The following is a 25,994-nucleotide window of genomic DNA, read 5'->3' as shown; positions in this document are numbered from 1 at the left end:
TCAATCGCCCGGCACCAGAACGAGCTTGCCGTGAGCATGACCAGCCAGACTGATATCGAGCGCCTCGCGCCAGTCTTCGAGAGCAAAGGTCCGCGCGACCGGTATAAAGAAACGTCCCTCGGCCGCCAGCCTCCCGTGCTCACCGAGCGCATCCCAGCGAAGCCTGAAGCCGCCTTCGGCTTTGACGTTCTCCGCACCGGTCCGCACACCGGTCTTCGCCGCACCTTCGAAATCGGCGATCGTGATGACGCGCGTCGTGTCTCCGCCGGCGATCTCCACCAGGTCGGGCAGCGCGCTTACAGAACCCGCTTTCAGGTTGACGGGCGCCACATCCACGAGAACGTCTGGCGCTTCACTGACAAGCGCGCGGACCCGCTCTACCACTCCGTCACCGTGCGCGACGACCAGGACACCCATGGCGCGCAGACGATCCGCGAAGGTTTCGCCGGCCGTCGCAATGACTCGGGCGCCGTGCATCAGGGCCATCTGGACCGCGGCAAAACCCACCATCGTGCCGCCTCCATTGATGAGAATAGTCTGGCCTTTCTGGAGACCCGACCAGGCAAGGTAGCGGGCCGCCGTTTCGACGACCATTGGAAGCGCCGCTGCATCGACGTGCGACAGACCATCGGGAAGTCGATCCCAATGGTAGAGGATGGCGTAGTCGGCCGCGCCTGCGCCCGGGTAGTTCTTGAAGTCGGCCGGACCAAACACGGCGTCGCCGACGGTGACACCGGAAACGCCGTCACCTACCGCCGTGACGACTCCCGATACATCGAGTCCGATGCCACGTGGCAGCGTTTGTGCAGACAGCCCTCGGCAGAGCGCCCAGTCGGCCGGGTTCAGGCCACAGGCATGCACGCGCACCGCCACATGCCCTGGATTGGGCGCGGGTATCAGCGCCTCCTCGAGTCGGAGTACGTCGGCAGGCTCACCATATTCGTGAAAACGGATCGTTCGCATCTTCTCAGTGGTCATGAGGCTCTCCACACATTGATGAAATCCAAACGCACGTCGCGCCGTGCCTTGAATGCGCTATAGTCAGTGACTGACACAAAGTATAGATCTTATGTCAGTCACTGACAATGAGGGAGATATTCACGCCGTGCCAAAAGACCAGGGAAATGTGCGCCGCCGTATGCAGGAGGCGGCCCTCGAGCTATTTCTCGAGAAAGGCTATGACGGGACCACTGCCGCAGAAATCGCAGCGCGCGCTGGCGTCACAGAGCGCACCTTCTTCCGCTACTTCCCGGACAAGCGCGAAGTGCTGTTCAACGAGGCCGCGTTGCATGCCGGCCTGAGCGCCGCGATCGCCGAAGCGCCGCCTGAACTCGGTCCACTCGAGGTCGTGGTGTGGTCGTTCCAGTCGCTCGCACCGATGTTCGAGGAGAACCTGCCGTTTGCCGAACCAGGGCAAGCGGTGATCGCGCGGACACCCGCGCTGCAGGAGCGTCAACTTGCTAAATCGGCCGCGGTCACACAGACCATCGCCGAGGCGCTTCAGCATCGAGAGATCGACCCCGCGATTGCGCGTCTGGCCGCTGCGACAGGTATGGCCGTCACAGGGCATGGCTTGCAGACGTGGGTCGCGGATCCATCGTTGCCGCTGGTCGAGCATCTTGAGAAAGCTTTACGGGCGTTGCAGGGATTGTCGGGAGCGGCGCCGCAATAGATGAGACCAGGCTTCTGATTGCCTGGTCGAAAAATTTACAGAATCTACAAATTCACATGCCATACCGAAAGAACAACAAACAACGCTGTTTCTTGACTTACCCCGCATCGACCGTTGGCACCCACTCAATGCCTTCGGCGAACCATGCTTCCAGTTCTTTCGCGACCTCAGGTAACATTTCTCTCACTGCCCGGAAGAAGATGCCCTGCAACAGGTAACTCGTTTCGAGCCTGTAAATACAGTCCTTCCTGGCGAGTATCCACAACGCCATCACGGCAACCAGCTGCCTGATCGAATATTGCTGCGTCTGGTCACCGTATCTGGCGTTATCAGCAGCGAGCTCTTCTGCTTCCACCTCAATGAGGTTTGGCTGGGTGCCGTTCACCCACCCGGACAGGTCGGGCCATCTATTGCGCCCATGTGTAATCCGACCCAGTGAATCGCCGTGCAACATGACTGCGTACATCGCTGCGATCCTGGGACCGAGCCCCCCAAATTGGTCCAGCGCATATTCAGCGGTGTGGAACAGGGCATCGGCGATAACCTCATGGCACGCATCATCGACACCTGCCAGCACATCCCACAGAGCCACGCCGTCAGGACCGATCAGAAAAAGCTCCTCAGAACCTTCGAAAGGCCTTTGATCCAGCGTATCGAGAGGATGTCCGTGCTCAATGGCTTTCAATGTCCGTTTGCTCGGTTCCCTTGCCGCGTTCTCGTAGATATTCAACTTTGGGTGCGGCAACCCTGGCGTCGTATACAACTCCGCAAAATCTTTTGCATCACAGCCGGCGAGCGCGAGTACTTTTCGCGACCACATCAAAACCCTCAGCCGCGCAACGCCAGTCAGTCTCACGGTCTGTCGCCGCGAAGAGCCTGTCGCAGACAAAGCGTTTGCAAGCCAGATCAAGCGGCTTTCCGGTGGCTCTGAAGACATTTTTTTCCTCCGTGGTTCTGGAAAATAATCGGGAATTCAGCGTTATCGGCAGAGCGCTCTCCACCCGGACAGGTCGAGCCATCCAGCCGGTCAACCAGCGCACAGAGGCACATCATTGCCGACAGAGTTCACGTGTCGTGACTCTGGGGAGAATGACATCAGGAATGTCCGGGAAGATGCCGGATGCCGATTGCTCGAACTGCCGGACGATTGCACATCGAGACGTTTAGTTAACCTATGTGTCGACAAGTTGATTGGTGAAGATGTAAAGACTTTGATCTCGCCGAGACACACCGAACATGCGCCGCCATCAAGCGGCGCACCTCGGGTCAACCATCGATGGCACTAACGTGAAAGTACCGTCAAGCCGCCGCGAACTGCTCGATCAACCGACGGCTTCCGCTCAACGCAGCCTCAACCGCCGACTCGCCCATGGCGAGACCTTCGGCGCGAATGGCGGTGACGTCCGTCAAGCCGATAAATCCGAGTGCGGCACGGAGGTAGGCTTCCTGGAAATCCATGGACTGCGCCGGCCCTTCGCTATATACCCCGCCGCGGGCGATAAACAGATACACTTTCTTCCCTGCAACCTTGCCTACAGGACCTGCGTCGGCGGAATAACTGAATGTCACGCCAACCCGGATGACATGGTCGATCCAGGCCTTCAGTGTGGAACTGATCGAGAAGTTGTACATCGGCACGCCCAACACAATGATGTCGGCGCCAAGCAATTCGGCAACCAGTGCGTCGGACAACTGTACAGTCTCGGCTTGCTCGGGAGAATGCTGCTCCACTGGCGTAAAGAATGCCCCCATCATCTGTTCGGTCAGATGCGGAACGGGAACGGTTGCCAGGTCACGCTCGATAATGATGTCGCCAGGATGTGAAGCTTTCCGCTGGCTCAGGAATTCGGCCGCCAACTGCCGGGACGTAGAACCTGTGCTGCGAACACTGCTGCTGATATGAAGAACGGTCGCCATGATTGATAGATCTAGAAGAGTTAAGTGCGGAATGAAATTAGCCGCTCCGAATAGCCACGCGGATAATTCGATTGGTGTGGCAGAAGCGCTGGCACGCATGAATCCTATGTGCGGCAACCGTTATCGACTAGACCGTAGAAACGGATTGCACTCGTCCATGGCTGGAGGTAATTCATGGTGGATCTGAACGACATCGCGTTGTTCGTCCAGGTAGTGCGTGCCGGAAGTTTTGCTGAAGCAGCACGTCGCGTGGGCATTCCGGCAAACACCGCAAGCCGGCGCGTGCAGGAACTCGAACGGGACCTTGGCATACGTCTCTTGCAGCGTTCAACGCGTCGACTCACGCTGACCGACGCAGGCCAGACTTTCTTTACCCGGTGTGTCGATCAGATTGAGGCGTTGACGCAATCGGCCCTTGACCTTGCCGAAGGCAGCGAGGTGCCCCGAGGAAAGGTTCGTGTCGCCGCAGTGGCTGAGTTTCTCAACTGGTTTCCAGTTGCGTTTGTCGCCGAATTTCTCGCAACCTATCCGAAGGTTCAGCTTGAATTCGTTTTGAGCGACATGCGGGCAGATCTGCTTGGCGAAGGCATCGATATCGCATTCAGAGCGGGCAAGGAGATCGAGCCACATCTGGTCGCGCGTCAGGTAGGGTGGGGTCATTACGGGCTTGTAGCAAACCCGGCCTATCTCGATGCGCGCGGCTTCCCCGATTCACCTGCTGCGTTGTCGAAACACGATTGCATTACATGGCCGATTGGTCCGTCCGGCTACGCAACCTGGCAACTAGAAGGTCCCGAAGGCGAGGTCGAGATTTCAGTGACAGGGAGATTCCATGCGAATAACGCGCAGGCCCATATCAATGCTGCTCTCGCCGGACTCGGTGTCGCACTGGTGCCGACAGCGTTGGCCATCGCGCAGATCGACTCGGGTCGATTGCAAAGGGTACTGCCCGAATTCGGTCTGCGCGTCGGTTTCTATGTGGTCTACCTGAGCCGGCGACAGTTGCCCCGGGCCGTGAGTACTTTCATCGACTTCGTCATAAAGAAGATGCTCGATCAAGGGATGATCCCGCCGCTTCCCGTCGCCGGCCAAGGCAGCGAACAGCATTGAGCATTTCCCCTGCCGCCTGCTTCACGGGAGACGCCCCACCTCGCGCAGATGCCTGCCGATGCGTTGTATGCGCCCCTCGCCTTCGCGCAATGCCTCGGCACTCGTGTGTACGGAGTAATAGCCGAGCACCAGATCGTGCGGGTGCTTGACCGCGGAACCCACCACGAATTCGGTGTCGACTTCAGCATGAAAATGGATGGCGTTGGTCGACTCGTCAAAGACGGCGAGCACCCCGGCATGCAACGACTCGGGCGCGGAAAGACGCCCCTTGCCGACGGCTGCCCACGCAACGGTCTGACCTTCGGGCGGCTGAAATTGCCACCGTTCCCCCGCGTTTAACGTCACCGCCAGGTAGGTCATGGGAGAAGGCGTACGGATCGGGCTGCTTGCTGTGCCGTAGTGCCCGAGGAGCACGGCGGCCGGACCATGATGATCGATCGCATCCGGAGGCAGGTAGATGCTTTCCGCTTCTGCCAGCTCATGATCGGGCGGCAATGCAACCCACAGCTGGAAGCCGCGAACCCGTCCGGTCTCGCCGATATTACCGCCGTGCCACGCTCCGCCGCCCGCCTGCATCCATTCCATGCCTCCTTGCGGAAGCACCCCGATCTCGCCCGACGTGTCCACGTAGTTGACACTGCCCTCCTGGATCCAGGTGATGGTCGCGATACCCGAATGCGGGTGCATGTTGAAGCTATCGCTCTTCACCGGCCCCTGCGTGTCGAAGTAATCCAGAAAGACAAAAGGTCGCAGATGTTGACCCAGATCCGATGGACTCATCAAACGGGTAACCGGACCATGCCGATGCCCCTCAGTGCGATGAACCACGGAGCGAACCGAAGTCGATACATTTTCGAGCGTACTCATGTTCTCCCTCCCGCATGCGCAGGTTCGCCGTACGTGGAGCGCAGGCTATAAGCGACAAAGGCGCTGAGCAATGCCAGGACCGCAGCCGGAGCCGGGTTGCCGCCGATGATCAGCAGATGCGTCGCGACAGCGCACACCATCGTCACGGCAAGCAGCAGTCCGCCAAGGAAGCCGGTTCGGGGAATGAGCAGCAGTACGGCACCGGTGACTTCGACAAAACCCGTGACATACCGGAACCATTGACCGAAACCGATGTGTTCGAAAATCTGGATCATCAGCGGCGCTCCGGCAAGCTTCGCCGTTCCGGCCGCGCCGAATGCGAGCGCGAGAAGTACGCGTACTGCCCACACGATTCGTTTGTTAGTAGTTGCAGAGAGGCCCATCAGGACATCCTTGGAGTTGATTAAGCATGGCGGATTCATCGATCCGGTTGGCGTCATGCTACGTAGCGCGGTGACCAGCGACTAGCCGGTCATACCGGATTTCTCTCGTCCACGAATAGATGTAATCCGTGTGCAGCTCCGTCGAGACAGCACGTATCCTGAATTCTTGCCACACGCATCAAGCCGGCATGTTCACACTAGCCCACTCCGCAAAGCTGGTGATCTGCCCTTCGACCAGCGCATCTGCGCGCGCCCTTTTGGCGTCCGCGTCTGGGCCGAAATAACTGTAGTCTTCGAAGTAACCCATCATCTCGCGGACTTCCTTCGCACCGGGATAGAACGTATCGTAGACCGTGCCCGGCACCTGGTTCACCACCACATTGTGGCCTTGTCCATTCAGAATGTCTGCGAACTCCTGCCAGCTGTATGCGTCGGCGCACAGCGACAGAATTTGACCCTGACCGGTTGTCTCTGGGTGGTCGAAAACCTGCCGGACCAATTTGCCTAACTCATGGATGTCGCCGGCATGGACGCTTTTTTTGGTGACGTCCATCGGAACTGCCCAGGCCTTCTGGTTCCCGTTTCCAGTGGGTTGCGGCGCCATCTGGGCAAGAAAATTCTGAAAGAAGAACGGCGCCTCGACGAAGCTGTAGTAGCGAAAGCCCGCGTCTGCGATCGCCGCGTTGGCCCGAGCTTTGTTGGTGAAGTGCGAAACCTCATACCTGCCGCCCGAAATTTCTTGAGTGTCGGGTAGCGTCGACCAAACGACGTGAGAAATGCCGGCGGATTTTGCGGCATCGGTCACATTCTTTACCTGGCCGTACTCGCTGGTCCCAGTTGCGGGATCCCAGAAATTGGTGACCAGGAACACGCCATAGGCGCCGCTGAGCGCCGATGCCAGCGTGCCCACTACGTTCAGATCTGCAGCGACCACTTCGACTCCGCGAGCAGCGAGCCTTTTGGCCTGATCTGAAGCGGCATCGCGACTAATCGCCCGAACGGTGTAGCCACCCTGGTCGAGCAGCGCGTTCACCACCCCTTGCCCCTGTCGACCCGTTGCGCCAAACACGACAATGATTTTGTTTGACATGGTTATTCTCCAGCGTTTTCTACCGAATGCAATTTGCTAAGGAGCCAAGGAACGCCGCTCTGTGAGCGAGATCCTCGGCCGTCGTCTTGCGCCCAGTCGCAGCGAATGCGAAGCACTCACGTAGCGTGGTCGAAGTGAAATGGGTTCAGCCTATGTGCTTGTCGAACCACTCGATCATCTGCGCCGGGTGTTCGGAGAAGTAGTTGTAACCGTCCCAGCGTCGGGTGCTACCCTCGATCCAGAACAGCTTCTTGTCGGCAACGGGGATGTTGTCGAATATCGCCTGCACGTCGGTGGGTTTGGTCAGCGCGTCGTCACGCACCTGGAGGAGGAACGCAGGCGCCTGCCAGTTCCTGGCGTATTCCAGCGGCGACACCTGATCGATCTTGAAGCTGGTGATCAGTTGTACCTCCCGGTTGACGGCGTCGAACTGGTCCGCGAGCCCCATATATTCGAGGTTGCGCTCGACCATGGCGCGCATCGAGATGGGTTGCAGGGCAACCAGGGCCCGTACGTCAGCAAAGAGCTCCGGGTGTCTGGTTTTCGCGACGAAGGTCGCGTTAGCGCCCATGCAACGACTGAGCAGACCCAGCTTCATGCCGCGGGTGTCGGGGCGGGACTTGACGTACTTCAGCGAACCAGCCACGTCGCGGGATTCGAACAGGCCCCACGTGAAGATATTGCCGTTGGCCACGCCGCTCTGGCCATGGTTGCGCGCATCGTAGGTCAGCACGTTGTAGCCGGCTTCATGCAGGTGCTGGTACTCCCGCATGTAGTTGACCTCAATGTCGTTACCGGGAACGAACTGCCACTGTGGTAGGTGCGAGGGAAAGCCGTAGCGGTTCATGGGCATCGGATGGTTGGCGATGACCAGCTTGTCCGAACCCGGACTGGGAATCCACCACGCCTCCAGCGGCGTGCCGTCCAGCGACGGGAACGTGATGTCCTCGTACGCCATCCCATACTCATCCGGCGTGTGGAGGATCGGTGCACGGACCGGGCTGCTGAGGCCCCTGGCTAGATCCGTGAGCATTTGCGATACATCAGGCATGACAGTTTCTCCTTGGCTTTCCAATTCGGGAGTTCTTCCCGTCCACGAAAGATAAGACTCAAGGTTTCGCTGAACAAGCCCTGTAATTTGGGTATCATCGTTCCATGAGTGGAACAATTGATCTCAACCAATTCCTGATCTTCGTACGGGTCATTCAGGCGGGAAGCCTGAGCGAGGCAGCGCGACGCCTGAACCTGCCGAAGTCCACAGTGAGCCGGAAGGTCTCCGAGCTCGAAGAGCGGATGGGTGAGCGACTCATCCAACGCACGACACGTAAGCTGAGCCTCACCGAGGCGGGCCGCGTCCTGTTCGAGCGAGTCGGCCCGGCCATGAGCGACATCGAAGAGGCCGAAAGCACCGTGCTGGGAATGCGTGGGACACCGCGCGGCCTGCTGCGGGTCGCAGCGCCCATGTCGTTCAGCAAGCTCGGACCCATCGTCGCCGAGTACCTCGTTCGTCATCCTGATGCGGCGGTCGAGATGGTGTGCTCCGATCGTCGCGTCGACCTCGTGGAGGAGCGCTTCGACGTTGCCATTCGAGCGGGGGCGCTCGTCGATTCGACGCTCGTCGCGCGCAACCTCGGAAAAGCGAAGTTCATGCTCGTGGTGGCACCCGAGTACAGCAAACACCATGGCGTTCCGAAAACACCTGCCGAACTGACGAGCCACGCATGCGTCACATTCAGCGGCGGAGTGGCGCCGCACGTCTGGACCCTCGAATCGAAAAGTAAACGTGTCGAGGTCCGGATCAAACCACGACTGACGGTCAACGACATGGAGATCGCTCGCGATGCTGCCCTTGCGGGTGTGGGGATTGCATGTCTACCTGAAATCTTCTGTGGCGATGACGTTCGCGCCAGGCGCTTGCTACATGTACTTGTCGACTGGTCCGCAGGAGAAGTCCCCATGCATGCGCTCTATCCAACGAGACGTCATCTTTCACCAAAGGTGGTTGCCTTCGTCGATCTGCTCGCCCAACGTTTGCTCTACTAAAGTTGCCCCCAATGCTGCTTGACGGCGATTCCGGCAATTCCTTGCGAACGACTCCAGAGAGTGTAGGCTCTCAGAAAAGTTGTCATCGGGGCCTCATACAAATCAATGACCTGGACACTTTCTCTGAAACGGCCGCACGCTGCCTGTCTCAGAGAAAGTGTCCTTGAGCATCGAAATTCTCAGAAAAACCGGCTGCTTAAGTTGCATGCCCTACGTTCGGGCGACTGTAGTAGCGTTGAGGTGAAATCCCAACTGCATGCCACAAAACCCAGACAACTGATGCAGGCTCGGTGGTGCCGATGAAGTTCTGGTGCATGGCCCTTTTCGCGTGAACAGTGCGCGCGACATTGCCCCCTAAAACTTGCCATCGTGCCGCCTTGCACTCGGTAAGTTGACAATACTGTTAGTCAGAATGAAAATCCTTTTAACTTCGAGGTTGGATCAAATGCTCTTTTAGTGACATCGACCGTCCACCGATAGCCTAAACGGTTGACCATAGACTTGACGCAACTTTGTTTCTTGCAATCAGGAGCAGTTATGTCTTTCGCGCCGTGGAGGTTTCGTTATTTTCTCGTCTATTTATGGATCGGAATCGGCTTGTATGGAGTTAGAAATGTCCATGCCGTCGAACTGGATTCGTCGAAACTTTCCAAAATCCAGAGCGAAACCTTCGAGGTAGTGGTTCCCAAACCCGATACTGATCCTCTCAGCTACGAAAAACCACTGCCTTTGGATTTGTTACCCTATCAATTCCGTAACGACAGGTTTTATTCAATTGGCACAGCTTTCGCACTCGGTGCAAATCGATATGTCACGGCGGCGCATGTAATAAATGGCACCATGGGGGGAGTGTTAGGTGAGCCCGTATTACGCGATGCGTCAGGACAGATATACGTGCTGGATAAAATATACAAATATTCACTACAAAAAGATTTCGTAGTGTTCTCATTAAAACAGCCTCCGCACACCGTCTTACCGAAGCTCAACACCACACCCGTGCTAAATCAGCCAGTTTTTGCCGTTGGTAATGCGCTGGGGACAGGAATAGTGATCCGTGATGGTCTCTATACATCCAACACCCCCGAAGAAGAGGCAGGGCGTTGGACGTGGCTGCGTTTCTCGGCAGCGGCCTCTCCGGGGAATAGTGGTGGACCACTGCTGGACAAGAACGGAAGTGTTATGGGTATTGTGGTAATGAAGTCGCCAAACGAGAATCTTAATTATGCGCTTCCCATTGATGAGATCATGAAAGCCCCAGAAGGGGATGCTGTATTCGATAATCGCGAAATTTATACGATCGACATCTTCGATACAACCCGCTGGCTGGATTTCAGGAAAACCTCACCTTTACCAATGAGTTATGCGGAATTTAGTTCCCGCTACTTGCAAGTCATGAATGCTCAAGCCGACAGGCTTTTGGATGATTTACTGGAAAATCAGCGGACGACACTTTTCCCGCAAAGCATCGGGTCGAATTATTTCCTGAACAATTCTGACAACTACAACTATGAGCATAGCTATCCGCTTCTGGTGGTACGTGGAACAGATGGGACATGGAATCTTGCACCATCCAACAATTATCGCAAGGGGCTTCTGCCTGACAATGGTTACGTCGAATATGGAAGCACCATGTTCGATCTTTTGTTATTCCATCTACGTAAGCCGGATCGCGTGCCTAGTGGGCAGTTGTACGAGAACCCGAAGCAATACATGGATTTATTATTGCAGGCATGGACATTGAACCGGAACGTTGGTGATCAAGCCGACAGAATAACGTCGCTCGGCCTCCCGGAGAAGAATTATATTTTACAGGATGGATATGATAGGCGTTGGCAGGTTGCCATATGGTCGCTGCCGTACGAAAATGCTAAATTAACCCTGTTTTCCTTGCCCGTGCCTGACGGTTATGTATCGATTGGACGGTTAACGCAGGCTGGCGCCGACCAGTACATTGCGTCAAAAGATTTGCAAGTTTTATCAAACTACATTTACGTGTCTTACGGCGGCACTCTCGAACAATGGCGAGAGTACCTGAAAAACAAGAATATATTGCCAGCTTTATTTTCTTCTTTAAACATTGATTTTGATTACGACAAAAATTTTTCCTACAAATCAGACCGCGTTCTTTTCTCTTACACGCCCGAGCTCCAGGAGATCACACCCGATAGTTACTTAAGAATGAGCTTCTCTTTTTTCAATCAGGATGGCAAATGGTTGTGGGATGTGGCCAATGTAACGGCGAAGCCGCCTCGAGATGATACCCAATTGATTCAGGTCATACGTCACACGCGTCCCACGAAAGATCTGGCTGATGAATTCAAAAATCCATGGCTAGACAAGCTATACCGCAAGCCGCCGAACGATGGCAAAGTTTTTTATGGGAGTAACTATAGCATGATCGATTTCATACCTGGCGTACCAACCAAGCCTGAAGGGGTTGCCCCGCCGTTCCTGTATAGCGTTTTTTACCGAACTAAGGGAATTCGCCAACAAGACGAGATGAGCGCCAAGCTCGATCTGTTGCTGAAAAATCTGCAAATCTATGAACATTGATACATCGCAAGTATGCAAGATCAATTGTTTTTCTTTTCGGCGAGCGATCAACGCCAGTCAGAGGAAATTTTATGAAATAAGTTGTGTCCTATGATCGTGCTTATGGAAGGAGCGCACATGGGCGTGCCGCGCAGCAACTGCCCGGCCACAGCAATATAACTCAAATGCGAAATTCAATTGGCTGGATATTGTGCAAAAGCCAATTTAATATTTACAAAATCAATATATATGAAATTATCGAATGAATTCCTTTAACTACGTCTGAACATTCACTCTTCATTCAAAGACAACATATCGAGATTTCGGACATCTTTTTTGAAAGCCAACAACTGGCGATCAGACAGACGCTGTCCCGCCACCCCATCCGTACCGGAAACCATCCACCATTCTGTACCGGTACCGTACCGGTCACATTAGCTAGACTGCATGCAACGACTCACTGGAGCCTCCCATGCTGTCCATCGATACCCTGAGCGCCCTGCCCGCCGGCATCCTGTTCGCGCTCGTCACGACAATCACGCCCGGTCCGAACAACACGATGCTGCTGGCGTCGGGCGTGAACTTCGGCTTTCGCCGCACGCTGCCGCACATCCTCGGCATTAGCGCGGGCGTCGTCCTGCTGATGCTCGCGGTCGGTTTCGGACTCGGCGAAGCATTCCGTCGCTGGCCGCTGCTGTACACGGTGCTGGAAACTGCGAGCGTGGTGTATCTGCTGTACCTCGCGTGGAAAATCGGCACCTCGGGCCAGGTGCAGGTGCGCAAAGGCGAACGCAGACCGATGCGCTTTTATGAAGCGATCGCGTTCCAGTGGATCAATCCGAAGGCATGGATGATGGTGCTGACCGCGGCCACGACCGTTCATCTGAGCGCCGACTTCGGTCTCAATGCGACGTTGATGGCGGTGCTGTTCTATGTGGTCGGTCTACCGTGCATTTGCCTGTGGGCTGCGTTCGGCACCGCGCTGCGGAACCTGCTGGCAAACCCCGTATGGCTGCGCGTGTTCAACATCGTGATGGCTGTGCTGCTCGTGCTGTCGCTGTATCCGGTCGCACTGAAGATGATGGCCTGAGAAAACACACGGACAACGACACATCGAGCGCCATCAGCGAATCCGTTCAATGAATCGCCATAACGCGTCGTCGGTCGAATACGGCGCGTTGAAGCGAAACCATGCGCTCTGCGCATCGTCGGGGCGGAAGTACGAACCCGGCGCCAGCCAGATGCCGTCCGCGAGCGCAGCGGTTGCAATGTCAGCCGCGCGCCCGGGTTCGATCGGTAGTCGTATCCACAGGAACAGCCCCGCGCGCGGCCGGTGAAACACCTCGAGCCCAAGCGCATCGAGACGCGCCTCGACGGTCAGATGCGCAGCCTTCAGGCGCTCGTTCACCGCTTCGACGTGACGCGCATAGCGTCCCTCCACGAGCACCTTGTCGACCATCCGTTCTATTGCCTCCGACGACGTCAGCCCAACCGCCATCTTCGTACGCGCGAGTTCGCGCAACACATCGCGCTCTGCAACCACGTAGCCGCAGCGCAACGCAGGTGTCACCGTCTTCGAGAACCCGCCGACATACAGCACGCGCTGCAAGCCTTCGAGCGCCGCAAACATCGGCGCACCAGGCGAGGCGAGTTCGCGGCTCACGTCGTCCTCAATCACCCACATGCGATGTCGTTCGGCAATCTGCAATAGACGGAACGCGGCCGCCATGTTGAAACTCGCGCCGGTCGGATTCTGCAGCGTCGTGTTGACGAAGATCGCCTTCGGCCGGTGTGTGGCGACGAGCGTTTCGAGCACATCGGTATCGATACCGGTCGGCGTGCGCGGCACGCCATGCACGACCAGTCCGGCGAGTTTGAGAATCTGCAGCAGGTTGCAGTAGCCGGGATCTTCGACGATCACCGCATCGCCGGCACGCAGCAGTGTGCGCACGATCAGATCAAGCGCCTGGGTTGCACCTTGCGTGAGCAACACGTTCGACACGTCGACGGGCAGTCCGCGTCGATCGAGTTGTTCGACGATCCGCTCGCGCAACGGCGCGAAGCCATAGGGATGCCCATAGTCGCCAAGCCGCGCCGCCGGCACCCGGCTCAATGCGCGCAACGTGTGCTGCAGTCCCGTTTCGTTGATCCATTCGTTCGGCAGCCAGCCGCCGCCCGCCTTGATCGGCACCGACTGGTCCGCGAACACATCGGACAGCAACCAGGTCGCGGTCAGGCTAGGCGGTTGCCAGTTCTGCCATTGCCCGGCGCTCGCCCGCGAGGTCTCGCGGGGCGCGACCCGGTAGCCGGAACCGCGGCGCGCGATCACGAGCCCCATCGAAACAAGACGGTTATAGGCCTCGGTTACCGTGAAGGTGCTCAACTGATGCGTCTGAGCCAGTTGCCGCACCGACGGCAGCAACGCGCCGGCGCGCAGCGAATGCCCATCGATCGCCCGCGCAAAGCCTTGCACCAGCTGTTCCACAAGGGTCGGCGCCGTGCGGCGGTCGCGGTCCAGCTCGAGTTCGATCATGGCGGGAGGTGTCGATTGAACAATACAGTTGACCCTAATCTACCAGCACAGCTGGCAGCACAATGAGTCAACTGTTTATGTCCGCCATTTAACCGCGGGCGCTACAGTTGCGCAACGCCCGTCCCGCGGGGACTTCCGTCTATGGATGGAAATCGCCGCGGAAACCACTTCGAGGAGATAACCCGTGACTTCGCGCCCCGTCATCGACAATCTGTCGTCTTTCTGGATGCCGTTTACCGCCAACCGCCAGTTCAAGGCCGCACCGCGCCTGCTGGAATCGGCGAAGGGCATGTACTACCGCACGACCGATGGCCGCGAGGTGCTCGACGGCTGCGCGGGCCTGTGGTGCGTCAACGCGGGTCACAGCCGCGACGAGATCGTTGCCGCGATCACTCAGCAGCTCAACACACTCGACTTCGCGCCGACCTTCCAGATGGGCCACCCGCTTGCGTTCGAAGCGGCATCGAAGGTTGCGGAACTGATGCCGGCCGGGCTCGACCGGATTTTCTTCACGAACTCGGGTTCCGAATCGGTCGATACCGCGCTGAAGATCGCCCTCGCGTATCACCGCGCACGCGGCGAAGGTCAGCGCACACGGCTGATCGGTCGCGAACGCGGTTATCACGGGGTGGGGTTTGGCGGTATTTCGGTCGGTGGGATCGCGCCGAACCGCAAGACGTATTCGGGCGCGCTGCTGCCCGCCGTCGATCATCTGCCGCACACGCATAACCTCGAACACAACGCGTTTTCGAAGGGCCAGCCGGCGTGGGGTGCGCATCTTGCCGACGAACTCGAACGCATTGTCACGCTGCACGATGCATCGACGATCGCTGCTGTCATCGTCGAGCCGGTTGCCGGTTCGACCGGTGTGCTGGTGCCGCCGCAGGGCTACCTGCAAAAGCTGCGCGACATCTGTACGAAGCACGGCATCCTGCTGATCTTCGATGAAGTGATCACCGGTTTCGGCCGTCTCGGCAAGGCGACGGCAAGCGAATATTTCGGCGTCACGCCCGATCTATTGACAATGGCCAAGGCGATCAACAACGCCGCCATTCCGATGGGCGCGGTCGCCGCGAGCCGTACGATTCACGACACTGTCGTGAACAACGGTGCGCCTGGCGCAATCGAGCTGTTCCACGGCTACACGTATTCGGCACATCCGGCCGCTGCAGCCGCCGCGGTTGCTACGCTCGATCTGTATCGTCGTGATGATCTGTTCGGTCGTGCCGCGTCGCTCGCGCCGGCGTTCGAAGCTGCGGCACATGCGCTGCATGATGCGAAACATGTGAAGGACGTTCGCAATCTCGGTCTGGTCGCGGGTATCGAACTCGAACCGCGCGACGGCGCACCGGGCGCGCGCGCGTACGAAGCGTTCGTCAAGTGTTTCGAGGCGGGCGTGCTGGTGCGCTTTACCGGCGACATCCTCGCGTTCTCGCCGCCGCTGATCGTCAGCGAAGAACAGATCGCGCATATCTTCGGCACCGTGCGCAACGTGCTGGCGACTGTGCAGTAACGTCGTATAACGGGCCGCCTCGCAAACGAAATCAAGCGAAGCGGCCCTGCCTGCTCCGGACTCGGTCAATCCGCCGGACGCAGCTTCTTCACATCGGCGTCGGACGGCTGCACGCTCGCACCGTCGACATACCTGAACGACGTCATCACACCCTTGCCGTCCTTCAACCCGGTCACGCCGACATACGCACCCATCGTCGACTGGTTGTCCTGCGCGCGGTAGACGATCGGTCCGAACGGCGTATCGACGTTAAGCCCCTTGAATGCAGCGGCCAGTTTGTCCGGATCGGTCGAGCCGGCTTTCTTCAGGCCATCCGCAATCGACATCATCGCCGAGTACCCCACTACCGATCCAAGCCGCGGATAGTCGTGATATTTCGCACGGTATGCATCGACGAACGTCTTGTTCGCAGGCGTGTCGATCGAATACCACGGGTAGCCCGTCACGATCCAGCCAGTCGGCGCTTCCGCGCCCAGCGGGTCGAGGTAATCGGGCTCACCAGTTAGCAACGATACGACGCTGCGGTCCTTGAAGAGTCCGCGCGTGTTGCCTTCGCGAACGAACTTGCCGAGGTCCGCGCCGAACAGCACGTTGAAGATCGCGTCGGGCTTCGCGTCCGCGAGCGCCTGGGTAACCGCGCCTGCGTCGAGACTGCCGAGCGGCGTCGCTTGTTCCGTCACGAACTGCACATCGGGCTGCGCGGCCTTCAACAGCTTCTTGAACGTCGCCACCGCCGACTGCCCGTACTCATAGTTCGGGTAGACAAGCGCCCAGCGCTGCTTGTGCAGCTTCGCCGCTTCGGGCACGAGCATCGCGACCTGCATGTAGGTCGATGGTCGCAGACGGTATGTGTATTTGTTGCCGTCGGCCCAGACGATCTTGTCGGTCAGCGGTTCGGCGGCGAGGAAGAAGATGTGCCGCTGTTTCGCGAAGTCGGTCAGCGCGAGCCCGGTGTTCGACAGAAAGCCGCCGAACAGCAGTTGCACCTGTTCGCGCGCAATCAACTCCTGCGCGACGCGAATCGTGTCGCCCGGGTTGCCGTTATCGTCCCGCGATACGACTTCGAGCTGCTTGCCGAGCACCCCGCCCGCGGCATTCACCTGGTCGAGCGCGAGGTTCCAGCCGTTCTTGTAGGGGCCGAGAAAAGCGGGCTGCGCCTTGTAGCTGTTGATCTCGCCGATCTTGATCGTCTGCTGTGCAAACGCGCCCGTGGCGGCCAACGACAGCGTCAATGGCACTAGGCAGCGAGTGAGTTGGGTCATCCATCCTGCGCGCGTGGTCATGCGTTTCTCCGTTATTGATGGAAATGCGGGAATACGGGAATACGAATGCGGACTGCTGAAAGCGGATACGAAGCGCCAGACGCTGCGGCTCAGTCGGTGTGCGACGTGGCGCGAATTCGCGCGACCGTCGCTTCGACGTTTTGCCATGCAGGCTTGCCGCCCGCGAATTGCTGCCGCAGATACGACACGAGTTCGGCGACCTGCGCATCGTTGAAGCTGTCCCGGTAAGCCGGCATCGTACCGAGTTCCGGCCGCGCAGGCGAGCCGATGCCGTCGAGTATCACGCGAATCAGATTGTCCGGCACCGCGCCGTGCAGGTTCGTATTGAGCGCAAGCGACGGATGCGCACCGAACAGTTGCGGTCCGCTGCCGGTATGGTGGCAGGCCGCGCAGGCGCCGTCGAAGAGCCGCGCGCCGAGGCCCGTCGCCGTCGATATCTGGCTGCTCGCCTGCTCGTACTCTTGCGCGAGCGCGTGCGGGTTCGCGTTCGCTTCGACAGGCGTGAACGACGCGAGGTACGTAGCCATCGCTCGGATATCGCTATCAGGCAGTTCCGCGAGTTCGCTCACTACCGGCGCCATCGGTCCCGCAGCCACACCGTGTAGCGGCGCGTGACCGAAGCGCAGATAGCTGAACAGTTCGTCCTCGGTCCACGGTACCGGTGCGTCGGACAACGCGGTCAACGCCGGTGCCTGCCAGCCGTCCGCGGTGCCGCCGCCGAGAAACGCCGCACCTGTGCGCTCCGCACCGAATGCGTTGCGCGGCGAATGACACGCGCTGCAATGACCGAGCCCGTTCACGAGATACGCGCCGCGATTCCACTGCGCGCTCTGCGCCGGATTGCTCGCGACCGCGGTGCGCGTGAGGAACAGGCTGTTCCACACCGCCATCAGCGGCCTCACGCTAAATGGAAAAGCAAGCGATGTTTGCGGCGGTCGCGAGCGTACCGGTGTCTGCGCCATCAGGTACGCGTAGAGCGCTTTCATGTCGTCGTCGGAGACGTTCTGGAACGACGTGTAGGGAAATGCCGGGTACAGGTGCCGTCCATCGCGATGGATGCCTTGCCGCATCGCGCGTGTGAATGCTTCGAGCGACCAGTTGCCGATGCCGGTCTGCGCATCGGGCGTGATGTTGGTGCTGTAGACGGTGCCGAACGGTGTCGCGAGCGGATGGCCGCCCGCGTTCGGTACGCCATTGCGCGCGGTGTGACACACGGCGCAATCGCCGGCAGCGGCGAGCAGTTTGCCGCGTGCGATCAACTCCGGTGCAAACGAACTCGCTAGCGGTGGTGCGATCGGTGCAATCGGCGACGGTGCGAGCGACAAGGCACCGAGCCAGCCAGCCGCACCCGCAGCGAGCGCGCCGAAAAAACCGAAACGCCAGCGCTTCTTTCTGCGCGCCCTCGCCTCGTCGGCCTGCGCATCGGCGAGCGCGGCGCGAATCACCTCGGGCGTAAACGGCGGCCGGCGAAAGCGCACGCCGGTCGCATCGAAGAGTGCATTCGCAATGGCTGCGGCGCCGGGCAGCGACGCAGATTCGCCGGCGCCCATCGGCGGTTCGCCGTGGCGCGGCATCATCACGACGTCGATAACCGGCACCTCGCGGAACGTGAGGATCGGATACGCGCCCCACTCCTGGCTCGTTACCGCGTTATCGCTGAACGTCACGCGTTCTTTTAAAGCGCGGCTCGTCGCCTGGATCACGTTGCCGTGAATCTGGTGCCGCACGCCATCCGGGTTCACCATCATGCCGGTATCCTGGCCGACGACGACGCGCGTCACCGCCAGTTCACCACTACGCCTGTTTACCTCGACGTCCGCGACCCAGGCGGACCATGCGGCGCCGAAGCCGGGAAACTTGCTGTGTACGTAGCGGGCGTAGGCAAAGCCGCGGCCGCGGAGGATGTCGCCTTGATCGGTGGTTTCTGCTTCGGGTGTTTCATCGGGCGATGTCGCAACGCGCGGCGTCCAGTCGGCTCGCTCGGCTACCGCCTTCACCAGATCGATGGCGCGTGGATCGGTCAGATGCTGCAGCCGAAACGCAACCGGATCGATCCCTGCCTGCTCAGCCAGTTCGTCGATGAACGATTCGTGTGCAAATGTATTCGGCAATGCCGATACGCCACGCAGCCACGATGCACGCACGATCGGCGGGGTGTCGTCGCAGACGATGCGCATCGTCTTGTAATCGTAGGGCGGTACCGCCGTCCGGTCGCCCATCTCGAACACCTGCGGCTGCGGCGAGATCGTGCCGGTGAGCAGTAGCGCGAGCGTCGGTGCGTCGTTCGACGGATAGCGTGTCGAGAAATCGTAACCGGCAAGCTGCCCATCTTTATTGAGCGCGCCGCGCACGTCCATCAATTGCGCAGCGCCCTTCGGTTCCCACGCGTGCTCGTCTTCGCGCGATAGTTGCACGCGCACCGGTACACCAACCGCACGCGACAGCAGCGCAGCATCGGCGACGACGTCGTCCGCGCAGTTGCGGCCGTAGCAGCCGGACGCATCCATCCGGACCACGTCGATCTGTGCTTCGTCAAGGGCGAGCAACAGCGCGAGATCGGCGCGTAGCGAGTGCGGGTTCTGCGTGCCGGACCAGACCTTTAATGCGCCTTCGCGATAGTCGGCAACCGCGCACGACGGTCCGATCGACGCGTGCATCTGAAATGGCCAGACATACGTGCGTTGCAGCGCGTCTTCTGTCTGCGCAAGCGCCGCATCGACGTCGCCTTCGATCACGAGGTCGCGCCGCTTCGACGGATTGGCACGCAACGCGGCTTCGACCTGTTCGCTGGTCTCCAGCGGCGGCAGTTCATCGTGGGGCTTCCAGCGCACGTGCAGGCGGCGCGCTGCCTGCTGCGCGATTTCCTCACGCTCCGCGACGATCCCGACGAAATCGCGGATCACGACCACCTTCACGATACCGGGCAAATCGGCGATCGATGCTTCGTCCACCTGCAACAACGATCGCCCTATGAAGTCACCCTGCGCGACGCCCGCATATGGTGGCCTCACAACACGTCCATGCAGCATGCCGGGCACACGAACGTCATGCACGAACACCGGTTCGCCGGTGGCTTTCGCGGGAATGTCGATGCGCGGCGTGCTGCGGCCGACGACCCGGTAGTCTTCAGGCGACTTCACCGGCGTATCGAGCGCCAACGGCAATTCGATGCGCCGCCCCGCGATCAGCTCGCCATAGCCGATGCCTTGTGTGGGCGCTGCGTCACGCGGATAGACGACGCCGTCGCGCACCGCCAGCGCTTCGGTGTCGAGTGCAAAGTGTTTCGCCGCCTCGGCGACGAGAAAACGCCGCGCCTGAGCTGCAGCCGCGCGCAGCGGCACAGCGGAAATCTGGATCGTCGCGCTCGCGATCGTCGGCCCCTGGTTCGGTGCCTCGCGCGTGTGACCGAGCACGATCGATACGCGCGTCAGCGGCACGTCGAGTTCTTCGGCGACGATCTGCGCGAGCGCTGTGCCGATGCCCGTGCCGAGATCGACATGACCGTTGAACGCGACAACGCTACCGTCACCGCGCACGACGACAAACATCTCGGCCTGTGTCGGCACAAACGACGAGCGCGAGCCCGGTTGACCCGGCGCGGGCTTCACCGGCGCCTGCGGCATGCGCGTGATGATCAGCACGTTCGAAGCGAAATCGAGCCGCTGCGGTGTGGTCGAACCCGGTTGTGGGTCGCGTGGTACGCCGAAGCCGGGGCCGGTCATGAGCGCTCTCCGGCGATGTGCTCGTGCGGGCGTTCGTCTGCAAGCGTGGCTTGATGCGCTTTTTCGCGCGCCTCGGCCAGCAACTGCACCGCACGTTGCACCGCGCGAAGAATCTCGACGTGCGTCCCGCAGCGGCACAGATTGCGCGACAGCTCGCGTCGGATCGTGTCGCTAGCCGGGTTCGGGTCGCGGTCGAGCAGCGCCTTCGTGGTCATGATCATGCCGTTCAGGCAGTAGCCGCACTGCGCGGCCTGTTCGTCGATGAATGCCTGCTGGACCGGATGCGGCGCCGCCCGTGTACCGAGCCCTTCGAGCGTCGTGATCGCGCGCCCCTGTGCAACGCGTGCCGTCGTCACGCACGACCGCGTCGGCACGCCATCGAGCAGCACCGTGCACGCACCACACTCACCAAGCCCACAGCCGAACTTCGGCCCGTTCAACGCAAGATCGTTACGCAGCAGGTACAGGAGCGGCGTGTCGGGATCGGCGGCGAGCGTGTGTAACGCACCGTTCACATCGAGCGTCAGGGTAGCGGTGCGGTTCATCGCGAGCGGCGGCGTGAGCGAAAGCGCGCCATGCCTAAAGAACAACCGGCACTTCAGTTGCGGGCGGCGTATTGCGGCTACGACGACAACGGATCAAGCCGTCGATCATCACCATCCCCACCCCCGGAATATCGCCGAGCTGCACGCTTTCTAGCAGCGTCGCGCCCGCCGTATGTTGCGCGCGATCCATGAACACGAGATCGGCGGGACGGCCCACTTCGATCAACCCCTGACGCAGATTGCGTTGCCGCGCGGTGTTACCGGTTGCGAAACAGAAAGCGATTTCGGCGGGCACGTCGGCGAGGCTCGAGATCAGCGCGATCATCCGCAGAATGCCGAGCGGTTGTACGCCGGAGCCGGCCGGGCTGTCGGTACCGAGAATGATGCGGTGGGGGCACTTCAGTTCGATGGCGTGACGCGCGGTGAGCAGGGCAATGCGTTCGTTGCCGTTGTGGACGATTTCGAGCGCGCGGCTCGATTGCTCGCACAGGTCGCACACATGTCGATAAGACAGCGACGTATGGCCGCCGTTGATGTGGCCGATCACGTCGGCGTCGGCGGCGAGCACAACGTCCTTGTCGATCAGGCCTGAACCGGGAATGGACGGGCCGCCCGTGTGAATCGTGCTCTGGATGCCGTATTTGCGTGCCCACGCAACCATCTGCGCCGCCTCTTCGCCCGCCTTCACGCTGCCAAGTCCCACCTCGCCGAGCAGCTTCACGCCCGCGTCGGCAAGCTCCTTGAAGTCGGCCTCGACCATACCTTTTTCGATGATCGGTGCACCGGCCAGCACTTTCACGCCGCCGCCCACGCCAGCGCCGCGCATCCCCTCGAACGAACGCTGCGCGGTAATCGCAAGCGCCTTCACACCAACGATGTCTTTCGGGCGGCCAGGCAAATGCACCTCGCCCGCCGAGATCATCGTCGTCACGCCGCCGTTCAGGTTCGACTCGATCCAGCCCATCTGATTCTGCCGCGGTGTCCAGTCACCGAACACCGGGTGCACATGCGAATCGATCAGGCCGGGAGCCACCGTCGTGCCCTTGCAATCGATCGTGGTCAGCGCGCCTTCCGTGTCGCAAGCCTTCTCGCGGCCGATTGCAACAATCGCGCCGTCGTCGATCACGAGCGTGTCCGCATCGAGCACGGGGTGATCGATATCGCCGGACAGCAAGAGGCCGATGCGCTTCACGACGACCTTGCCCGATGTGCCTGCCAACGTCTCTACTGCCATCTGCTCCTCCTTATACGACAGCGCAGCGCGGCGTGGGGTACCGTGCTGCCGGCGTCAAACGCTCAGATACGCGCGCCTGACCGTTTCGTTCTTTGCGAGTTCGTCGATCGTCCCGCTGAAGCGGATCTGCCCTTTTTCGAGCACATATGCGCGGTCGCTCACGAGTTCGGCGAAGTGCAGGTTCTGCTCCGACAACAGGATGGAGAGCCCCTCGCGCTTGAGTTCGAGAATCATGTTCGCCATCTGCTCGACGATCACCGGTGCGACGCCTTCCGACGGTTCGTCGAGCAACACTAGATACGGATTGCCCATCAGCGTGCGCGACACGGTGAGCATCTGTTGCTCACCACCACTCATCTGGCCGCCGGGACGCTGCGGCATTTCGCCGAGATTCGGAAACAGGCGGAACAGTTTGTCGGGGGTCCATTGCGGTGCGCCTTCGCGCGGCGGCTGACGGCCGGTATCGAGGTTTTCCATCACAGTGAGATCGGCGAACACGCGCCGATCTTCGGGCACGAAGCCCATGCCCATGCGCGAGATGCGGTACGGCGGCAGCGCACCGATATCCGTGCCGCGAAACGTGACGTGGCCCTGGCGCCGCGGCAGCAGGCCCATTACCGCTTTCATCGTGGTCGATTTGCCGGCGCCGTTGCGGCCCATCAGCGCAACGACTTCGCCGCGGCCGACTTCGAGATTCACGTCGAACAGGATATGTGCGCGGCCGTAAAACGCGTTGAGGCCGGACACTTTTAGCAGCGCTTCGCTCATTGCAGCGCTCCCCGGTTCGTTGCTGGCACTGCATGATTCGCGTCGGTATTCAGCGACGCACGCGGCCGGAACGTCTTGCCCGTGCCGAAATACACTTCCTGCACGCGTGGATCGTTGCGGATCGTGTCGGCGTCGCCTTCGGCAATCAGTTTGCCGCGTGCGAGCACGATCATCCGGTCGGCGTAGGCGAACACCACATCCATGCTGTGCTCGGTAAACAGCACGCCGATGTTGCGCTCGGTAACCAGTTGCCGCGTGAGCGCCATCAATGCGTTGCGCTCCTTCGGCGCCATGCCGGCGGTCGGTTCGTCCATCAATAGCAGTTTCGGCCGGTTCGCGAGCGCGATGGCGAGTTCGACGCGCTTCACGTCGCCATAGGCGAGCACACCGCAGGAACGATTTGCATCCGCGGCCATGCCGACCTGTTCGAGCAGACTGAATGCCTCGTCTGCATGCCAGGAGCCGGCCGGCTTCCACAGACCGAACAGCTTGCGTTCGTGCGACACCAGCGCCATCTGCACGTTTTCCAGCACGGTCATCGAGTTGAAAGTGGCCGCGATCTGGAAGGTCCGGCCTACGCCGAGCCGCCAGATATCGCGAGGCCGCATGCCGACCAGTTCGTGGCCATCGAGCTGGATCGATCCCGACGAAGGACGCAGTTGTCCGTTGACCATGTTGAAGCAGGTCGACTTGCCTGCGCCGTTCGGTCCCAGTAGCGCCAGCAGTTGGCCTGCGGCGAGATCGAAGGACACGCCGTCGACTGCTGTCAATCCGCCGAATGACTTCGACAGTCCGGCTACGCGCAGCAGGCTCATAGGCCCTCCTTCATCGCTGCTGCGGCCGACGCAGCTGCACCGGCCTCAGACGAAGGATGCGCGGCACCATTCTTCGGCTCGACGTCATCGTTGCCGAACCGCTCGCGCACGAAGCCAACGATGCCCTGTGGAAACGCGATCACAAGCAACAGAATGGTGAGCCCGAGCAACGCCTGCCAGTAATCGGTCTGCCGCGCGACGGTGTCCTGCAGCCACGTGAACACCGCGGCGCCGACCACCGGCCCGGTCAACGTCTGCAAGCCGCCGAGCAGCACCATCACGAGCCCGTCGACGGATCGACTCACGCTGATCACCTCCGGCGAGATGGTCCCTTTCGAGAATGCGTACAGCGAACCGGCCAGACCGCAGAACAACGATGCGATCACAAACGCGGCCCATTGCACGCGCTTCACATCGATACCAATCGCTTCGGCGCGCAGCACGGAATCGCGTGACGCGCGCATCGCGTAGCCAAGCGGTGAGAACAGCATTCGACGCAACAGCCACACGCCGAGCGCAACACAGGCAAGCGTCAAGTAGTAGTACGCAACCGGTGAAGACAGCCAGTTAGACGGCCAGAGACCAAGCAAGCCATTGCTCCCCCCCGTCACGTCATCCCACTGGAACACCACCGACCACACGATCTGCGCGAACGCGAGCGTCAACATCGCCAGATAGACGCCCGAGAGCCGCACGCAAAACCAGCCGAACACGATTGCACCGCCAGCCGCGAGCAACGGCCCGAGCAACAGCGCGGCCTCCATTGGCAGAGCCAGCACTTTCAGAAACAACGCAGCGCCATAGGCACCGAGCCCAAAATAGGCTGCGTGTCCAAACGAATGCATTCCGCCGGGCCCCATGATGAAATGCAGGCTCGCGGCGAACAGCACCGCAATCAGTATTTCGACGAGCAGCACCGGCATATACGGAAACGCATTGGCCGCGAGCGGTGCGAGCACCAGTACCAAAGCGACGAACGCCGCAAGCCAGCGCAAGCGTCGGCCCGCGGGCCGCAGCGGCGCTTCCGGCGCGGCCATTGCACGAACCGCCGCACTCGCACGACCGAGCAAACCCCACGGCCGCACGACGAGCACGATCGCCATCACGACGAACTCAGCGACAAGTGTGAACCGGCTCAACGACAGATCGATCCCGCCAATCGACACATGTCCAATACCGATGCAGAGCGCCTTGATTTCCGCGATCAGCAGCGCCGCGACAAAGGCGCCCGGAATCGAACCCATTCCGCCGACCACGACCACGACAAACGCATTGCCGATGGTGTCAAGATCGAGCGAGAGATTCGCGGACATGCGCGGCCCCTGCAATGCACCGCCGAGCCCCGCGAGAAACGCACCGGCGAAGAACACGCCGGTGAACAGCCACGCCTGATTGATGCCGAGCGCGCCGAGCATCTCGCGGTCCTGCGTCGCGGCACGCACCAACGTGCCCCAGCGCGTGCGTGTCAGCGCATACCAGAGCAGCAACAGCACGACCGGACCAATCACGATCAGCAGAAGATCGTAGGTGGGTACGGCGTGCCCTAGCAGATTCACCGCGCCGGACAGATGCGGGGCGCGCGGCCCGAACAGATCCTCCGGACCCCACAGCCACAGCGTCGCATCGCGAAAGATCAGCACGAGCGCAAAAGTCGCGAGCAGATGAAACAGTTCGGGCGCCTGGTAGATGCGTCGCAGCACGACGAACTCGACGAGCGCGCCGAGTATCGCAACCGCGAGCGCGGCACCGAGCACCGACAGCCAGAACCCACCCGTCGTCGCGCCGAAGCGGCTCGTCAATGTGTACGCCACATACACGCCGACCATATAGAACGAGCCGTGCGCAAAGTTGACGATGCGCGTCACGCCGAAAATCAACGACAGGCCCGCCGCGACCAGAAACAGCGCAGACGCATCGGCGAGTCCGTTGACGAGTTGTACCAGCAGATTCGAAAGCATCGGGTCCTC

At 60.2% G+C, this 25,994-nt stretch carries 21 protein-coding genes; 6 read left to right on the top strand and 15 right to left on the bottom strand.

What is annotated here, in order from left to right; translation table 11 throughout:
• Nucleotides 1-978: an NADP-dependent oxidoreductase gene (locus BWP39_RS30205; RefSeq protein ID WP_096725842.1), complete on the bottom strand. Its 978-nt coding sequence runs from the start codon at nucleotides 976-978 to the stop codon at nucleotides 1-3.
• 127 nt (nucleotides 979-1,105) lie between these two features.
• On the opposite strand from BWP39_RS30205, the gene BWP39_RS30200 reads away from it, so the two are divergent.
• Entirely contained in the window at nucleotides 1,106-1,672 is a 567-nt protein-coding gene (locus BWP39_RS30200; RefSeq protein WP_207557191.1) for a TetR family transcriptional regulator, read from the top strand.
• A gap of 97 nt (nucleotides 1,673-1,769) precedes the next feature.
• On the opposite strand, the gene BWP39_RS30195 is transcribed toward BWP39_RS30200, so the two are convergent.
• Nucleotides 1,770-2,609 (bottom strand): hypothetical protein, encoded by an 840-nt coding sequence (locus BWP39_RS30195; RefSeq protein WP_133116977.1) that lies wholly within the window; start codon nucleotides 2,607-2,609, stop codon nucleotides 1,770-1,772.
• A 362-nt stretch (nucleotides 2,610-2,971) separates the two neighbouring features.
• The gene (locus BWP39_RS30190; RefSeq protein ID WP_096725840.1) at nucleotides 2,972-3,589 is read right to left on the bottom strand and encodes an FMN-dependent NADH-azoreductase; all 618 of its coding nucleotides are present in this window, start codon (nucleotides 3,587-3,589) and stop codon (nucleotides 2,972-2,974) included.
• A 174-nt stretch (nucleotides 3,590-3,763) separates the two neighbouring features.
• On the opposite strand from BWP39_RS30190, the gene BWP39_RS30185 reads away from it, so the two are divergent.
• Entirely contained in the window at nucleotides 3,764-4,699 is a 936-nt protein-coding gene (locus tag BWP39_RS30185; protein ID WP_096725839.1) for a LysR family transcriptional regulator, read from the top strand.
• A 21-nt stretch (nucleotides 4,700-4,720) separates the two neighbouring features.
• On the opposite strand, the gene BWP39_RS30180 is transcribed toward BWP39_RS30185, so the two are convergent.
• The 4 genes from BWP39_RS30180 to BWP39_RS30165 form a co-directional block, all read right to left on the bottom strand.
• On the bottom strand, nucleotides 4,721-5,566 hold the full coding sequence (locus tag BWP39_RS30180) for a pirin family protein (RefSeq protein ID WP_096725838.1): 846 nt from the start codon (nucleotides 5,564-5,566) through the stop codon (nucleotides 4,721-4,723).
• A complete protein-coding gene (locus tag BWP39_RS30175; RefSeq protein WP_096725837.1) occupies nucleotides 5,563-5,949 on the bottom strand; it encodes a DoxX family protein in 387 nt (128 codons plus the stop codon). The genes BWP39_RS30180 and BWP39_RS30175 overlap by 4 nt, the downstream gene beginning before the upstream one ends.
• A 178-nt stretch (nucleotides 5,950-6,127) precedes the next feature.
• Nucleotides 6,128-7,039 (bottom strand): NmrA/HSCARG family protein, encoded by a 912-nt coding sequence (locus tag BWP39_RS30170; protein WP_096725836.1) that lies wholly within the window; start codon nucleotides 7,037-7,039, stop codon nucleotides 6,128-6,130.
• A gap of 145 nt (nucleotides 7,040-7,184) precedes the next feature.
• Entirely contained in the window at nucleotides 7,185-8,090 is a 906-nt protein-coding gene (locus BWP39_RS30165) for an alpha/beta hydrolase family protein (protein ID WP_096725835.1), read from the bottom strand.
• A gap of 104 nt (nucleotides 8,091-8,194) precedes the next feature.
• Here BWP39_RS30165 and BWP39_RS30160 point away from each other — a divergent pair, with 104 nt between their 5' ends.
• The 3 genes from BWP39_RS30160 (at nucleotide 8,195) to BWP39_RS30150 (ending at nucleotide 12,704) form a co-directional block, all read left to right on the top strand.
• Complete coding sequence (locus BWP39_RS30160; protein WP_096725834.1) at nucleotides 8,195-9,082, top strand: LysR family transcriptional regulator; 888 nt, start codon at nucleotides 8,195-8,197, stop codon at nucleotides 9,080-9,082.
• A gap of 537 nt (nucleotides 9,083-9,619) precedes the next feature.
• Nucleotides 9,620-11,635 (top strand): S1 family peptidase, encoded by a 2,016-nt coding sequence (locus tag BWP39_RS30155; protein ID WP_096725833.1) that lies wholly within the window; start codon nucleotides 9,620-9,622, stop codon nucleotides 11,633-11,635.
• Nucleotides 11,636-12,089: 454 nt separating this feature from the next.
• Complete coding sequence (locus BWP39_RS30150) at nucleotides 12,090-12,704, top strand: LysE family translocator (protein WP_096726262.1); 615 nt, start codon at nucleotides 12,090-12,092, stop codon at nucleotides 12,702-12,704.
• Between the two features lie 33 nt (nucleotides 12,705-12,737).
• Here the strand turns inward: BWP39_RS30150 and BWP39_RS30145 are convergent, their stop codons facing one another.
• Complete coding sequence (locus tag BWP39_RS30145; protein ID WP_096725832.1) at nucleotides 12,738-14,147, bottom strand: aminotransferase-like domain-containing protein; 1,410 nt, start codon at nucleotides 14,145-14,147, stop codon at nucleotides 12,738-12,740.
• A 184-nt stretch (nucleotides 14,148-14,331) separates the two neighbouring features.
• On the opposite strand from BWP39_RS30145, the gene BWP39_RS30140 reads away from it, so the two are divergent.
• Nucleotides 14,332-15,660: an aspartate aminotransferase family protein gene (locus BWP39_RS30140; RefSeq protein WP_096725831.1), complete on the top strand. Its 1,329-nt coding sequence runs from the start codon at nucleotides 14,332-14,334 to the stop codon at nucleotides 15,658-15,660.
• A 65-nt stretch (nucleotides 15,661-15,725) separates the two neighbouring features.
• Here BWP39_RS30140 and BWP39_RS30135 read toward each other — a convergent pair whose 3' ends face one another.
• The 7 genes from BWP39_RS30135 to BWP39_RS30105 all read right to left on the bottom strand — a co-directional run bounded on the left by BWP39_RS30135 (nucleotide 15,726) and on the right by BWP39_RS30105 (nucleotide 25,985).
• The gene (locus tag BWP39_RS30135; RefSeq protein ID WP_096725830.1) at nucleotides 15,726-16,943 is read right to left on the bottom strand and encodes an ABC transporter substrate-binding protein; all 1,218 of its coding nucleotides are present in this window, start codon (nucleotides 16,941-16,943) and stop codon (nucleotides 15,726-15,728) included.
• An 89-nt stretch (nucleotides 16,944-17,032) separates the two neighbouring features.
• Nucleotides 17,033-20,665: a molybdopterin cofactor-binding domain-containing protein gene (locus BWP39_RS30130; RefSeq protein WP_096725829.1), complete on the bottom strand. Its 3,633-nt coding sequence runs from the start codon at nucleotides 20,663-20,665 to the stop codon at nucleotides 17,033-17,035.
• The gene (locus BWP39_RS30125; protein WP_096725828.1) at nucleotides 20,662-21,210 is read right to left on the bottom strand and encodes a (2Fe-2S)-binding protein; all 549 of its coding nucleotides are present in this window, start codon (nucleotides 21,208-21,210) and stop codon (nucleotides 20,662-20,664) included. Before BWP39_RS30125 ends, BWP39_RS30130 begins: the two co-directional genes overlap by 4 nt.
• A gap of 34 nt (nucleotides 21,211-21,244) precedes the next feature.
• Complete coding sequence (locus BWP39_RS30120) at nucleotides 21,245-22,444, bottom strand: amidohydrolase family protein (protein ID WP_096725827.1); 1,200 nt, start codon at nucleotides 22,442-22,444, stop codon at nucleotides 21,245-21,247.
• A 54-nt stretch (nucleotides 22,445-22,498) separates the two neighbouring features.
• Complete coding sequence (locus tag BWP39_RS30115; RefSeq protein WP_091015150.1) at nucleotides 22,499-23,212, bottom strand: ABC transporter ATP-binding protein; 714 nt, start codon at nucleotides 23,210-23,212, stop codon at nucleotides 22,499-22,501.
• On the bottom strand, nucleotides 23,209-24,027 hold the full coding sequence (locus BWP39_RS30110; RefSeq protein ID WP_096725826.1) for an ABC transporter ATP-binding protein: 819 nt from the start codon (nucleotides 24,025-24,027) through the stop codon (nucleotides 23,209-23,211). Before BWP39_RS30110 ends, BWP39_RS30115 begins: the two co-directional genes overlap by 4 nt.
• Nucleotides 24,024-25,985 carry an ABC transporter permease gene (locus BWP39_RS30105; protein ID WP_207557189.1) on the bottom strand — a complete coding sequence of 654 codons (1,962 nt, stop codon included), beginning with the start codon at nucleotides 25,983-25,985 and terminating at the stop codon, nucleotides 24,024-24,026. The genes BWP39_RS30110 and BWP39_RS30105 overlap by 4 nt, the downstream gene beginning before the upstream one ends.
• Between the last annotated feature and the right edge of the window lie 9 nt (nucleotides 25,986-25,994).

The sequence above is a fragment of the Paraburkholderia acidicola genome, assembly GCF_002362315.1.
GTDB lineage: Bacteria > Pseudomonadota > Gammaproteobacteria > Burkholderiales > Burkholderiaceae > Paraburkholderia > Paraburkholderia acidicola.
The sequence above is the reverse complement of the archived record's forward strand: the minus strand, read 5'-3'. Positions and strand labels throughout refer to the sequence as shown.